Source organism: Acidimicrobiia bacterium (assembly GCA_012959995.1).
GTDB lineage: Bacteria > Actinomycetota > Acidimicrobiia > Acidimicrobiales > MedAcidi-G1 > MedAcidi-G2B.
On the sequence record DUCC01000009.1, the window covers coordinates 75,578 to 88,829 of the forward strand.

General features: G+C 55.5%; 13 protein-coding genes and 1 tRNA gene. 10 read left to right on the forward strand and 4 right to left on the reverse strand.

What is annotated here, in order from left to right; translation table 11 throughout:
- Nucleotides 1-56: 56 nt before the first annotated feature.
- Both EYQ49_01860 and EYQ49_01865 read left to right on the forward strand, forming a co-directional pair.
- A complete protein-coding gene (locus EYQ49_01860) occupies nucleotides 57-335 on the forward strand; it encodes an HU family DNA-binding protein (protein HIG24625.1) in 279 nt (92 codons plus the stop codon).
- A 138-nt stretch (nucleotides 336-473) separates the two neighbouring features.
- Complete coding sequence (locus EYQ49_01865; protein ID HIG24626.1) at nucleotides 474-923, forward strand: beta-hydroxyacyl-ACP dehydratase; 450 nt, start codon at nucleotides 474-476, stop codon at nucleotides 921-923.
- Here the strand turns inward: EYQ49_01865 and EYQ49_01870 are convergent.
- The 4 genes from EYQ49_01870 to fabD form a co-directional block, all read right to left on the reverse strand.
- Nucleotides 920-2,092, reverse strand: a complete 1,173-nt coding sequence (locus EYQ49_01870; protein HIG24627.1) for a beta-ketoacyl-ACP synthase II — start codon at nucleotides 2,090-2,092, stop codon at nucleotides 920-922. The genes EYQ49_01865 and EYQ49_01870 overlap by 4 nt on opposite strands.
- Nucleotides 2,092-2,328 (reverse strand): acyl carrier protein, encoded by a 237-nt coding sequence (gene acpP / locus EYQ49_01875; protein HIG24628.1) that lies wholly within the window; start codon nucleotides 2,326-2,328, stop codon nucleotides 2,092-2,094. The genes EYQ49_01870 and acpP overlap by 1 nt, the downstream gene beginning before the upstream one ends.
- 104 nt (nucleotides 2,329-2,432) lie before the next feature.
- A complete protein-coding gene (gene fabG / locus EYQ49_01880) occupies nucleotides 2,433-3,173 on the reverse strand; it encodes a 3-oxoacyl-[acyl-carrier-protein] reductase (protein HIG24629.1) in 741 nt (246 codons plus the stop codon).
- A 20-nt stretch (nucleotides 3,174-3,193) separates the two neighbouring features.
- On the reverse strand, nucleotides 3,194-4,369 hold the full coding sequence (gene fabD / locus EYQ49_01885) for an ACP S-malonyltransferase (protein HIG24630.1): 1,176 nt from the start codon (nucleotides 4,367-4,369) through the stop codon (nucleotides 3,194-3,196).
- 136 nt (nucleotides 4,370-4,505) lie between these two features.
- On the opposite strand from fabD, the gene EYQ49_01890 reads away from it, so the two are divergent.
- From EYQ49_01890 to uvrB, 8 genes are all read left to right on the forward strand, one after another.
- Nucleotides 4,506-4,592 (forward strand) — tRNA-Leu (locus tag EYQ49_01890).
- A 53-nt stretch (nucleotides 4,593-4,645) separates the two neighbouring features.
- Complete coding sequence (locus EYQ49_01895; GenBank protein ID HIG24631.1) at nucleotides 4,646-4,951, forward strand: hypothetical protein; 306 nt, start codon at nucleotides 4,646-4,648, stop codon at nucleotides 4,949-4,951.
- A complete protein-coding gene (locus tag EYQ49_01900; GenBank protein HIG24632.1) occupies nucleotides 4,944-5,534 on the forward strand; it encodes a response regulator in 591 nt (196 codons plus the stop codon). Before EYQ49_01895 ends, EYQ49_01900 begins: the two co-directional genes overlap by 8 nt.
- A 26-nt stretch (nucleotides 5,535-5,560) precedes the next feature.
- Nucleotides 5,561-8,239: a DNA polymerase I gene (gene polA, locus EYQ49_01905; GenBank protein ID HIG24633.1), complete on the forward strand. Its 2,679-nt coding sequence runs from the start codon at nucleotides 5,561-5,563 to the stop codon at nucleotides 8,237-8,239.
- Entirely contained in the window at nucleotides 8,226-8,978 is a 753-nt protein-coding gene (locus EYQ49_01910; protein HIG24634.1) for a class I SAM-dependent methyltransferase, read from the forward strand. The genes polA and EYQ49_01910 overlap by 14 nt, the downstream gene beginning before the upstream one ends.
- Nucleotides 8,979-9,125: 147 nt before the next feature.
- On the forward strand, nucleotides 9,126-10,598 hold the full coding sequence (rpsA, locus tag EYQ49_01915; GenBank protein ID HIG24635.1) for a 30S ribosomal protein S1: 1,473 nt from the start codon (nucleotides 9,126-9,128) through the stop codon (nucleotides 10,596-10,598).
- Nucleotides 10,599-10,605: 7 nt separating this feature from the next.
- Nucleotides 10,606-11,229 (forward strand): dephospho-CoA kinase, encoded by a 624-nt coding sequence (locus EYQ49_01920; GenBank protein ID HIG24636.1) that lies wholly within the window; start codon nucleotides 10,606-10,608, stop codon nucleotides 11,227-11,229.
- On the forward strand, nucleotides 11,226-13,247 hold the full coding sequence (uvrB, locus tag EYQ49_01925; GenBank protein ID HIG24637.1) for an excinuclease ABC subunit UvrB: 2,022 nt from the start codon (nucleotides 11,226-11,228) through the stop codon (nucleotides 13,245-13,247). Before EYQ49_01920 ends, uvrB begins: the two co-directional genes overlap by 4 nt.
- Nucleotides 13,248-13,252 lie beyond the last annotated feature (5 nt).

The following is a 13,252-nucleotide window of genomic DNA, read 5'->3' on the forward strand; positions in this document are numbered from 1 at the left end:
GTGTCATTTGACCCGAGAGAGGAAGTGTCTTTCTCGCTAACAGTAAGGAGTGGTCAATGAATAAAAGTGAGCTAATTGCAGTTATGGCCGCAGAAACCGGAGTGTCCCAAAAGGATGCTGGTGCCTGCATTGATGCCATGTTTGGCGCTATCGCTGGCACCGTACGCGGTGGTGGCAAAGTAAGCATCCCTGGGTGGATTTCCTTTGAGCAGGTCGATCGGGCCGCTCGTGAAGGTCGTAACCCAGCAACCGGAGCAGCAATGCACATTCCAGCCAGCAAGGCTGTGAAGGTAAAAGCTGGTTCAAAGTTGAAGGCAGCCGGCAAAGGCGCCTAATTCAGAATCGCAGTTGACTTCGGTTAACTGAACTGGCGTGGGTTGGGGTGACGTGGAAGCGTCGCCCCAACGTTCGCCGAAGTGTTTTTACTTTCCGATGAGTCATCTGGTAAACCGTCTGTTTAAGGTCGTTGGCTAATGAGTACCTTTCCGCTTCCCCAAGAAGTTATTCCTCACCGTGATCCGTTCCTGTTTTTAACCGAGGTCACGGCGCTGGAAGCCGGGGTTTCTGCTACCGGGTTTTGGCAACTCACTGGCCATGAAGATTTCTTTGCCGGGCATTTCCCTGGCCTCCCTACCTTGCCTGGTGTCTTACAGTGCGAGTCCATTGCTCAACTCGGGGCCTATGCGTTGTTGAGTAATCCAGATTTCGCAGGAAAGTTGGCGCTCTTTGGCGGCATTGACAAGGTTCGTTTTCGCCGCCAGGTGCTCCCCGGAGATCGTTTAGAACTCGCAGTGACCCTCGATCGAGTATCGGCACGGGCCGGGCGGGGCAGTGGCACAGCAACCGTCAACGGGGAAAAAGCCTGCCAATGCGACCTGTTGTTTGTTTTTGCCCCAGTAGCAACGGGCGAAGATTCAGCTTAAGCGGGGCCAATAACCAGTGACCCGTTGTGGCCGCCAAAGCCAAACGAGTTAGACATGGCCGGCGCAGGCTCCCACGAAACGGGAGCGCCGGTCACCAAGTTGATGGCGGCCATGTCTGGGTCTGGGGTGGCGTAGCCCGCAGTGGGCGGAATCAATGCTTTTTGCATAGCCAAAACTACGGCTACGGCTTCGATGGCTCCGGCGGCGCCCAAAGCGTGACCGGTGATGCCTTTGGTGGAAGTAACCAACGGGTTGCCGTCGCCAAACACCTGGGCCATGGCGGCTGCTTCGGCCATATCGTTGAGAGGAGTTGAGGTGCCGTGAGCGTTTACGTGGCCGATCTGATCAGCGGTAAGGCCTGCTTCTTCTAGGGCGAGTTGCATGCAACTAATGGCTCCGACCCCGCCGGGAGAAGGTGCGGTGATGTGGTGGGCATCGGCAGTGCTCGCTCCGCCGAGTATTTCGGCCAAAATGGTGGCGCCTCGTTCTTGAGCGGTATCCCAGTCTTCAAGAACCAGCATGCCGGCACCTTCACCCATCATGAAGCCGTCTCGTTCGGCATCAAAAGGCCGAGAGATGCCGGAACTCGAAATAGCGGTCATGTTGGTAAATCCGGCAACGGCGGTCGGGGTAAAGGCCGCTTCGGTTCCACCGGCCAAAACCACGTCGCAGCGGCCTCCGGCAATTAAACGTGCAGCGTTGGCAATGGCGTGAGTGCCTGCAGCGCAAGCCGTGCATACGTTTTCGGCGGGGCCACAAAAACCGTGGCGCATAGAAACCGCGGCGGTGGCAGCATTGGCCATCATCATGGGCACCAAAAATGGAGAGACCCTTCGTTCGCCCTTTTCGAGCAGGACTTTAATCTGTGCTTCGAGGGTGGCGATCCCCCCAATGCCGGTGGCTACAATGACCCCTTTACGAGCGGCTTCGGCGGTTAAATCGCCGGCCTGTTCCAAAGCCATTTGTGCGGTGGCCAGAGCTAATTGGGTGCTGCGGTCACTGCGCCTTATGTCTTTTGGGTTCGCAAAATACGGGGCGGGGTCAAAGTCTTCAATGCGGCGTTCTCCTTCGGGGGCGGGCCCACAAAGGCCATCCCAGAAAGCATCAACGCCGGTACCACAAGAGGCGATAACGCCGAGGCCGGTAACGGCCACTCGCCTCCGGGTCATTAGAGCTTGCCGGTAATGAGGTCGAAGGCGCCGCCAATGGTGGCAATGCCTTCTAATTCGTCCTCTTCGACGGTTACGTCAAATTCTTCTTCCAAAGCCATGACCAACTCGACTAAGTCCAAGCTGTCGGCGTCTAGGTCGTCAGCGAAGCTGGCTTCCTTAGTGATTTGTGCGGCATCCACGGCAAGGACCTCCACGGCACATTTAGTAAATCGTTCAAAGTTTTCTTCGCTCACCGGTTTCTCCAGTTCAATAATGTTAGGGAACGGTCAGTACTGTAGTGGGGCAATTCGGTGCTTAAACCTTTTTTTGTTCCAAAAAATGGTCACCAGGCACAGACCTAACCCATGAACAACCCGCCATCAACCGGTAAAACGGCTCCGGTGACGTAGCCGGCAGCATCGGAGGCCAAAAAAGCTACCACATCAGCCACCTCTTGAGGTAGGCCGAGGCGTTTCAAAGGCACCGCTTCGGCGTAAGCATCTTGTTGCTCCTCGGGCAGGGCCGACAGCATGTCGGTCAAAATAGGCCCCGGAGCCACCACGTTGACGGTGATGTTGCGGCTCGCAAACTCTTTGGCCAGAGAACGCCCTAAACCCACTAACCCTGCTTTTGATGCTGCATAGTTGGCTTGCCCCGTTTGTCCGATGCGGCCGGCGATAGAAGAAACAAAAACAATACGGCCCCAGCGTTTTTTCATCATGCCTTTAACGGCACGGCGAGCCACCTTAAAGTTGCCGGTCAGGTTGGTGTCAATAACTGAAGAAAAATCGTCGTCGGACATGCGCAACACCAGACCGTCTCGGGTGATACCCGCGTTGGCCACCAAAATTTCTACCGGGCCGAGTTTTTCTTCAATTTCCGCAAAAGCGGCGTCGATCTGCTCGGTGTCGGTGATGTCGCAACTTACGGCGAGCAAACCGGCGTCGGTAACCTCTGGCGGGGCTTCACCTCGACAGGTCACGGCCACCTGGTGCCCTTGGGCGGCAAAAGCTTGAGCACAGGCCAGGCCGATGCCTCGGTTGCCGCCGGTCACCAAAACGACGCGTGAACCTTCAGCGGGGGTTGAGTCTTGATTCATGGAGTTCTCCTCGGTAATGCTCATTGCTCAACAATGAGCCAAGCGATGGGTTGACTAGCTGAGACACGTTCGGTATCGACGGCCAACCAGCCTTGTAGCTTTCCGGCGAACGAAGAACGCACTTCTTCTTGCCCGACGTGTCCCAAAAGGTCACCGGCTTGGACTGGTGATCCAAGCTCTCGCCCAGAAACTGGAGTAAAGACCCCGGCGGCGGGGCTGACCACCAATCGTTCGGTGGCGTAGAGATGCTCGCCTTCTTGCTCGCTGCTTGAAGACTGGGGCCCCGCCAAGGCTTCGAGCAGCAAGTCGAGATGGTCGGGGGTGTTTACCGAATGACGGGTGGCTTCTTTGATAGTGCGTTTTACTAGGCCGGTAAGCACGGTCCCCGGGCCTAGTTCGATAAAGGTGGTGAACCCGGCGCTCTCTAAGGTGGCCAAACTTTGATGCCAACGCACCGGGCTACAGAGTTGAGCGTTCATTAAGACCCGCCAAGTTTCGGGGCTTTGATGGGCGGTGGCGTCCACATTGGCCACCACTGTTCCTTCCGGTGGGCGAATCTCGGTGTTGTCAATAGCAGCAGAAAGACGCTGGCGAGCGCCATCCATGAGCGGGGTATGAAACGCTCCGGCCACGGCAAGCGGGGTGATCCGTTTTGCTCCACGATCTTTTGCTTCTTGCCCGGCGGCCGCCACCCCGGATGGGCTGCCGGCGATAACTACTTGGCCGGGGGCGTTGTAGTTGGCTACCCAAACTGGTTCGTCGACTGCCGCACAGGCTTCTTCAACGGGGGCATCTTTGAGGCCAAGAACCACGGCCATAGAGCCCTCTTGGTCTTCGATGGCTTGCCGCATGGCTTCGCCGCGCTCGATTACTAAACGCACTCCATCGGCGAAGTCCAAAGCGCCGCTCGCCGTAAGGGCGCTGAATTCTCCCAAACTGTGCCCGGCGTGGCCGACGGCATCAACGCCTACCCGCTCTACGGCATCGAGGACCATCATGGACATGAGGTAGGTGGCCAGTTGGGCATTATGTGTTTCTTGTAACTCTTCTGCCGAGGCGTGGAGCAAAAGGTGAGCAACGTCTCGTTGGGCGATGCTGGCCGCTTCTTCAACCAATTCCCAAGAAGGGTGATCTACCCACGGGGCGCCCATGGCGGGCTTTTGGGATCCTTGCCCAGAATAGGTAAAAACAATCATCTGGGGGGGGTCTCCTCAGTGGTGGCCAGCGGCGCGTAAACGATGATGCAACTACGGTAGTCGTTCAAAACGAGAATGGGGGAATGAGGGTCTGATGCTGCGTCTGATGACGGTAGGCTCCCGTCCACGGTTCCCTGCCCGGGTGGCGGAATTGGCAGACGCGAAGGATTCAAAATCCTTTGGCCGCAAGGTCGTGAGGGTTCAAGTCCCTCCCCGGGCACCACGAGTTTTATGAGAAGAAGGAAACTTCTTCTTTGGCATTTTCTCCGGAGGGTTATGAATCGCAAGTTGTTAGAACGTCGACTCAAAAGTATTGGAGCGCTCTTGCGCCGCCAACGGATGGAACTTTCCATTGCCGATGAACAACTGCGTCATCTAAAAAACGAGGCCGACGATGCTCGGGTTCGTTCTTTAGTGTCCGAAACCGCTCTGGCCGACCGGGAGCGGAGAGGTTCGGACCAACAGGCTCGTGCCATGTACCGCCACCACACGTTGCTGAGTAACGAAATAGCCGAACTAGAAATGCAACAAGATGAGTTGTTGGATCAAATCGCCGTGCTGGCCGAGGGGTCCGATGTCTGAGTTGGTTCGTGTGGTGTTGGCCGAAGATGAAGCGATCATCCGTTTGGACCTGAAAGAAACCTTGCAAGACGAGGGCTACGAGGTGGTCGGCGATACCGGTCGGGGCGATGTTGCTCTCGACCTGGTGGCCCAGCACAACCCAGATGTAGTGATTTTAGATATCAAAATGCCGGGGCTTGACGGGATTGAAGTGGCCCGGCAAATTTCGGCATCTCACGACACCGCAGTAGTAATCTTGACGGCCTTTAGCCAAAAAGATCTCATCGACCGAGCAGTGGCCGCCGGCGCATTGGCTTACCTGGTCAAACCCTTTCAACGATCCGATTTGATCCCCGCAGTCGAAGTGGCTCGAGCCCGACACCAAGAAATGCGAGCATTGACCGACCAAGCCCATACCTTGGCGGAGCGCTTAGCGGCCCGCAAGGTTCTCGACCGTGCAAAAGGCCGCCTAATGGATGAAAACGGACTAAGCGAAGCAGATGCTTACGGTTTTATCCAAAAAGAAGCAATGTCGGGGCGACGTTCCATGCTGGAGGTGGCTAACGAAATACTGGCACAAACCTCGCCGCCTGCTACTTCGTGACCATCGAGAAAAGGTAAGGTCGCCTCGTGTCTGGCCTCATGCTCATCGATGGAAACTCGTTGACCTATCGGGCGTTCTTTGCCTTGCCGACCGATATGGCGACCGCTTCGGGCCAGGTGACCAATGCGGTATACGGCTTTACCGCCATGCTTACCGCATTGCTGAGAGACCACCAGCCGGACGGCATTGCCGTGGCTTTTGATCTTCCTGACCCTACTTTTCGCCATCAGCGGCTGGACTCCTACAAAGCCAACCGTGAAAAGCAGCCCGATATTTTGTATGAACAACTGGCCTTGGTGCGTGAGTTGGTAGAGGCTTTAGGTTTTGTGGTGGTAGATGCAAAGGGTTTTGAGGCCGACGATGTTTTGGCCACCTTGGCCACCGTGGCTCGAGACGCCGGTCAAGAAGTGATGATCGTGACCGGTGATCGTGACAGTTATCAGCTGGTAGAGGACCCTTTGGTGAGGGTCTTGTACAACAAGCGGGGGGTTTCTGACTATGCCCTTTACGACGAAGCAGGTATTTTGGAACGCACCGGGGTGCACCCTCGGGACTATGTGGCCTACGCCGCTTTGCGAGGCGATACCTCAGACAACTTGCCGGGGGTCCCGGGAGTCGGTGAAAAAACTGCAGCCAAACTCATTAACGCCTATGGAGGGTTGGCGGGCATTTTTGCGGCCAGCGAAGAGCAAACACCAAAGTTGCGGCAAAATTTAGAAGAGAATGAGTCGCTGGCTTTACTCAATGAAGAGATGATGGTTTTGGTACGTGACGTGCCGCTGGGCCTTACCGTGGATGACCTTGCTCGAGGCCCGGTGCAGGTGGACCAAGCAAATGCTTTGTTCGATGCACTGGAGTTGAGCACGGCACGCCAACGGTTGGGGCCGTTATTGGGTACCGACTTCGGGGTCGACGATGACGAAGAAGCCGGACCCAGCGGGGGAGAACTGGCCGTGACCGTGCATCAAGTAAGCGGAGCGAAAGACTTGGCCGCTCTTGAAAAAAACGCTACCGCCGAATGCATCTTAGGTTTGGGTCTGAGCGACCAGCCAGAAGATGGTTTCGCTCTTTCTTTGCCGGGAACTCCCGAAAAAAGAGAAGCCTGGTGGATAAGCGCCGCGGCCCTCAACGACTCAGCGGTAGTTGAAGCCTTAGGGAAGATTTTGGGCCCCGAAGGTTCAGGAATAGCGACCCACCGAGCCAAAGCCACCGTGGCCTTGTTGCGTCGCTTTGGGGTGGATCCACTCCGCCTGCAGATAGATACCGAGTTGGCGGCTTACCTGCTGGACCCCGCCGATAGCAAAACAGATTTACCGAGCCTTTTTGGGCGCTACACGGGGGGAACAATCCCCGAATTGGGGGTCCCCGACGGCCAACTGGACTTGGGAGGAGACACTACGGATAGCGGAGAAATGGCCGGGTATCGGGCGGCCGCCGTTGCGCAATTGGTCGACCCTCTGGCGGAAACTCTGGTGGCGCAAAACCTTTGCCAACTCAACGAGACTATTGAGATTCCCTTGGTGCGGGTCCTCGTAAAAATGGAAGAGATTGGTGTCGGGGTGGACGTTGAAGAACTGACTCGTTTGCGGGATCACCTCACCGCAGAATGCGTGCGCCTGCGAGCCACCATTCACAAAGCAGCCGGCGAAGAGTTCAACGTGAACTCTCCAAAACAACTCCAAGTGATTTTGTTTGACAAACTCGGGTTAACGCCCGGAAAGAAAACGAAAACCGGTTTTTCGACCAATGCGGCAACGCTGGAACGTTTACGCAACGAGCACCCCATGGTTGAACATCTGCTGGCCTACCGGGAAGTAGAAAAACTCCGCTCAACTTACGGCGAGGGTTTGCTGGCCGAAGTAGGCCCCGGGGACCGTATTCGCGCTTCTTTTAACCAAACGGTGGCTCGCACCGGGCGGCTAAGTTCTGATGCCCCAAACTTGCATAACATTCCGGTACGCACCGAGGCCGGGCGAGCATTTCGTCGAGCTTTTGTGCCGGCCGCAGGCTGCCAACTTTTGGTGGCCGACTACAACCAGATTGAATTGCGCTGCATTGCCCACTTGGCCCAAGACCCCGGACTGATTGCCGCTTTTACCGCCGGGAACGACGTGCACTCTGCAGTAGCGGCTCAAGTCTGGCATTTGGAGCCTTCTGAGGTGACTTACGAACTCCGGTCTCGAGCCAAAATGGTTTCTTATGGTTTGGCCTACGGCATGGAGGCTTACGGGCTCTCTCAACGTTTAGACATTCCGGTGGGCGAAGCAACAGAAATTTTAGAAGCCTTTTTTGGCGCTTTCCCGGCGATACAGGACTACATGGGTCGAACCATTGAGGAGGCCCGCCAAAAGGGTTACACCGAAACGTTGTTTGGCCGTCGGCGTCGCATTCCAGAACTTTCGGCTTCGCAATTTAATGTGCGCCAAGCAGGGGAGCGCCAGGCCATGAACTCGGGGATTCAGGGTTTAGCGGCCGACATTTTCAAAGTGGCTTTGATCGGCATTGATCAATATTTAGAGCAAGAAAATTTAGCCAGCCGGCTTATTTTGCAAGTACATGACGAAGTGATTTTAGAAGTGCCGGCCGACGAAGAAGAAGCAGCCTTGGCTTTCGTACCCGAAATAATGGGGAACGCTTTTGACCTCGATGTTGAGTTGACGGTAGATGTGGCATTAGGAGCCACCTGGGCCGATGCCAAAGGGTAAACCGGGCCACTGGTTTGAAGAAGTCGCCGACCATTTAGGGCCCGCATATTTGCGTTATTCGTTTACTTATGGGACGAAACAAGAAGTAGATGCCTTAGAAAAAGCTTTGGCGTTAAAACCGGGCGACCATGTTTTAGATGTGGGTTGCGGCCCGGGGCGGCACGCTCACGAACTGGCACGACGGGGGTATCGAGTGACCGGTCTGGATATTTCTTCGACCTTTATTGAACTCGCTCAGGCGGAAGCAGACCCTAAAGTAACGTTTGTTTGTGGAGATGCTCGGGAAATGGTTTTTGATCAAGAATTTGATGCGGTGATCTCGCTCTGTCAAGGCGCCTTCGGCTTGGCCAGGGGGCCGGGCAGCAACCAAGAGGTTCTGGACCCCGACGGAGTGATTTTGGAGCGCATGGCTCAGGCCCTTAAGCCAGAAGGCCGACTGGCGGCCAGTGCTTTCTCCGCCTATTTTCAGGTTCGTTTTCTCGAAAACTCTGACACCTTTGATGCTGAGTCAGGGGTAAATCATGAAAAAACAACGATTCGTAACCCGTTTGGGGATGAGGTAGAGACCGACCTGTGGACTACGTGTTTCACCCCACGCGAACTGCGTTTGTTAGCGGATCGGGCCGGGCTGCTGGTGGAAGATATTTGGTCGGTGACTCCCGGGGACTACCGTAAGCGAGCGCCTGATACAGGCCATGCAGAGTACTTGTTGCTGGCCCAACGCCCGGCGGGTAAATAGTTCAGAAAAAGCAGGGAAAAAGCAGGGAAACGGTAGGCTCATTAGGTCCGTGCCACCGGTGCGGAAGCAATTTCCACCTATTTCCTATCCGACGAGAAGAACGTGTCCGACCAAACCCCTACCGATCCCGCCCTTATTTCCCCACCCATGGGGAGTTTCGATGAGAGCGGTGAGTACATCCCCCGTCAAATTGTTGACAACGACTTAGGCAGCTTGAGCATTGAAGAGGCCTACTCCGCCACCATGGTGGACGTTGTTCCCGGCCAACTCGTTGAGGGCACCGTAGTCCGAGTCGATAAAGACGAAGTCCTGTTGGACATTGGCTACAAATCCGAAGGGGTTATTCCTCCTCGTGAGCTGTCCATTCGCAACGGGGTTGACCCGTCCGAAATAGTTTCCATGGGCGAAAAAATCGAAGCAGTTATCGTCACTTTGGAAGACAAAGAAGGCCGCTTAGTTCTCTCTAAGAAACGTGCCCAGTACGAACGTGCTTGGGGCCAAATTGAAGAAGTTAAAGAAGCCAACGGCACCGTTTCTGGTTCGGTTATCGAAGTGGTCAAGGGTGGCCTCATCGTGGACATCGGCTTGCGAGGCTTCTTACCCGCCTCGCTGGTGGAGTTGCGTCGAGTACGTGACCTGCAGCCCTACATTGGCCAAACCATAGAAGCCAAGATCATCGAGTTGGACAAAAACCGCAACAACGTAGTGCTTTCTCGTCGTGGATGGCTTGAAGAGAGCCACAAAGAACAACGCGAAGAGTTCCTGCATGACTTGCGTCCTGGGGAAAACCGTAAGGGAGTTATCTCCAGCGTGGTCAACTTTGGTGCCTTCGTAGACTTGGGCGGCATGGACGGTTTGATCCATGTGTCTGAACTTTCTTGGAAGCACGTAGACCACCCCAGTGCAGTAGTTGCCGTGGGCGACGAAGTAGAAGTTCAGGTACTGGACATTGACCTCAGTCGTGAGCGCATCAGCTTGTCGTTGAAAGCCACGCAGGCTGACCCATGGCAAGAGTTTGCTACCGCTCACCAAACCGGTGAGTTGGTTTATGGCCGGGTTACCAAGTTGGTGCCCTTCGGGTCATTTGTTCAGGTCGGCGACGGCATCGAAGGATTGGTGCACATTTCGGAAATGTCTGCCCACCACGTTGACCTTCCCGAACAAGTAGTTACCCCGGGCGAAGAACTCTGGGTCAAGATCATCGACTTGGACCTCCAACGTCGACGCATCAGCTTGTCTATTAAACAAGCCGCAGAAGGCGGAACGGTAGCTGCCGAATACCAAGAGCACTTCGGCGAGCACGCCTACGATGATGAAGGAAACTTCGTTGGTAACGAAGACTCCGAAGGCCAAGAAGCCTGGGCTGAGCTTTACGCTGAAACCACGGAAGCTGCCGAGGAAACTCCGGCCGCTGAAGCTGCAGAAGAAGCTCCCGCAGAAGAACCCGCCGAGACTGTAGAAGCAGTAGAAGAGGCACCTGCAGAAGAACCTGCCGAGGCCGCTGAAACTGTAGAAGCTACAGAAGAGGCACCTGCAGAAGAACCTGCCGAGGTTGAAGCATCTGAGGAAGCGGCGGTTGAAGAAACCGGCGAAGCCGACGAGGATCCAGCTCAAGCCTGAGCTACGCATGACTGCCCCAGTCCAACCTCAGGCCGTGCTTGAGATCGGACTGACCGGTGGCATAGGTTCGGGAAAATCTACGGTAGCCCTCTTGCTCATAGAGCGCGGAGCGGTTTTGGTAGATGCCGACGCCATCGTTCGCAAACTGCAAGAACCAGGCCAAACGGTTTACCAGTCCATGGTGGACCGTTGGGGCACAAAAATCTTGGACCAACACGGGGCTATAAATCGCCCGGCTTTGGCCGACATTGTCTTCAACGACCAAGACGAATTAGCGGCGCTTAACGACTTGGTGCACCCTGCGGTGCGCCAAGAAATGGCTACCCAGCGAGCCGAACATGCGTCGGGTAAGGCCCCTATCATTTTGGACATCCCTCTTCTGGTGGAATCCGGCCACGACGACCTGACCCATGTGTTGGTGGTAGACGTCGACCCAGAGATCGCTGTTGAGCGCTTGATGAAATACCGGGGCTTTAGCGAAGAGGATGCCCGCAACCGAGTGGCCAACCAAGCCTCACGCGAACAGCGCAAAGAAAAAGCAGGGTTCGTCATTGACAACTGCGGCGATCAAGTTTTTTTGGCGCAGCAAGTAGATGCTGCTTGGGAGTGGATCCAGAGCCTCGATTCATGAGCACACCATTTCGCGTAGAGGCCCCGTTCTCACCCGCCGGGGATCAACCAGCGGCCATTTCTGCTTTGGCTGAAGGCATCGAAGGCGGCGAACGTTTTCAAACCTTGTTAGGCATCACCGGGAGCGGTAAAAGCGCCACCATTGCTTGGACCATTGAAAAAGTTCAGCGGCCTACTTTGGTGATTGCCCCCAACAAAGCGTTGGCTGCCCAGTTGGCAAACGAATTGCGCTCGTTCTTTCCCGACAACCGGGTGGAGTATTTCGTCTCCTACTACGACTACTACCAACCCGAGGCTTACATGCCTACCTCGGACACTTTTATCGAAAAGGACTCGTCGGTAAACGATGAGATTGAACGCCTCCGCCACGCCACTACAGCGTCCTTGCTGACCCGGCGAGACACCATCGTGGTGGCCTCGGTGTCGTGCATCTATGGGTTGGGGAACCCCGAGTTCTATCGTGACAACCTTTTGGTCTTAGCGGTTGGTGAAGAAATCAATCAACGGTCGGCACTGCGGCGGCTTATTGAGATGCAGTATGAACGCAACGACATGGTGCTGGGCCGAGGCAAGTTTCGGGTCAAAGGCGACACCATGGAAATCCACCCCTCGTACGAACAGTCTGCGTTTCGTATTTCGCTTTTCGGCGACGAAATTGAAAGCATTACTGAAGTTGACCCGTTGACCGGCGAACATTTGCAGGAACTCACCGATCTGGTGGTGTTCCCGGCCACGCATTACGCCGCTGATTCGGTGGTCTTGGCTCGGGCAATGGCATCCATCGAAGTCGAGTTGCAAGAACGTTTGGCCTTTTTTGAAAAAGAAGGCAAGTTGTTAGAAGCCCAGCGTCTGCGTATGCGTACCGAACACGACCTTGAAATGTTGGGCGAAGTGGGATTCTGCAGCGGAGTAGAAAACTACAGCGCCCCCATAGATGGACGCCGCGCCGGGGAGCGGCCCTACACGTTGTTGGATTATTTCCCCGATGATTTTTTAGTAGTCCTCGACGAATCGCACGTGGCGGTGCCGCAACTCAATGGCCAATATCACGGCGACCGCAGCCGCAAAGCAACCCTGATCGAACACGGTTTTCGCTTGCCGTCGGCGGCCGACAACCGTCCTTTGCGCTTTGAAGAGTTCATGGAACGGGTAGGCCAAGTGGTGTTCCTTTCCGCCACCCCCGGCCCCTGGGAGTTAGAAAATAGCAGCAACGTTGTTGAACAAATTGTGCGCCCCACGGGCTTGGTAGACCCCGAGGTCATCGTCAAACCCACGTCCGGGCAGATAGATGATCTGCAGGCCTTAATCGCCGACCGGGTAGTTAAAGACCAACGGGTGTTGGTTACCACCTTGACGAAAAAAATGGCGGAAGACCTCACCGACTACTTGCTAGAAAACGGGGCGCGGGTGCGTTACCTGCATAGCGACGTTGACACTTTGGAACGTATCGAGATTCTTCGCGACCTACGTTTGGGGGAGTTCGATGTGCTGGTGGGCATCAACTTGCTCCGGGAAGGGCTAGACCTGCCGGAGGTTTCACTGGTCGCTATTTTGGATGCTGACAAAGAAGGATTTTTGCGCAGCGAAACCTCGCTGGTGCAGACCATCGGCCGGGCGGCCCGCAACGTGGACGGCCAGGTGGTGATGTACGCCGACAAGGTCACTGCTTCCATGCAGAAAGCCATTTCGGAAACCATGCGCCGTCGAAAACTTCAGCAGGAGTACAACAAAGAACACGGAATTAACCCGCAGACCATTCGTAAAGCGGTGACCGATATTTTAGAGATGCTGCGCCCCTCTAAAGAAGCCCCCATGCCGGAAGGGCGTAAGCGCCGCACCAAAAAACTGGTGGAGGGGCTCAGCGAAATGCCCCACGAAGATTTATCTCGTTTGGTGCACACTCTGGAAGAAGAAATGAACGAAGCGGCCGGGGATCTTCGCTTTGAATACGCGGCCCGGTTGCGAGACGAAATACGCGAGATGCAACGCGAACTGCGTGACCTGAGCGAGCATCGTTAGACTCC

Coding starts and splice junctions, on each gene's coding strand:
- EYQ49_01860 (HIG24625.1), top strand. CDS start 57: ATGAATAAAAGTGAGCTAATTGCAGTTATGGCCGCAGAAACCGGAGTG.
- EYQ49_01865 (HIG24626.1), top strand. CDS start 474: ATGAGTACCTTTCCGCTTCCCCAAGAAGTTATTCCTCACCGTGATCCG.
- EYQ49_01870 (HIG24627.1), bottom strand. CDS start 2,092: ATGACCCGGAGGCGAGTGGCCGTTACCGGCCTCGGCGTTATCGCCTCT.
- fabG (HIG24629.1), bottom strand. CDS start 3,173: ATGAATCAAGACTCAACCCCCGCTGAAGGTTCACGCGTCGTTTTGGTG.
- fabD (HIG24630.1), bottom strand. CDS start 4,369: ATGATTGTTTTTACCTATTCTGGGCAAGGATCCCAAAAGCCCGCCATG.
- EYQ49_01895 (HIG24631.1), top strand. CDS start 4,646: ATGAATCGCAAGTTGTTAGAACGTCGACTCAAAAGTATTGGAGCGCTC.
- EYQ49_01900 (HIG24632.1), top strand. CDS start 4,944: ATGTCTGAGTTGGTTCGTGTGGTGTTGGCCGAAGATGAAGCGATCATC.
- EYQ49_01910 (HIG24634.1), top strand. CDS start 8,226: ATGCCAAAGGGTAAACCGGGCCACTGGTTTGAAGAAGTCGCCGACCAT.
- rpsA (HIG24635.1), top strand. CDS start 9,126: ATGGGGAGTTTCGATGAGAGCGGTGAGTACATCCCCCGTCAAATTGTT.
- EYQ49_01920 (HIG24636.1), top strand. CDS start 10,606: ATGACTGCCCCAGTCCAACCTCAGGCCGTGCTTGAGATCGGACTGACC.
- uvrB (HIG24637.1), top strand. CDS start 11,226: ATGAGCACACCATTTCGCGTAGAGGCCCCGTTCTCACCCGCCGGGGAT.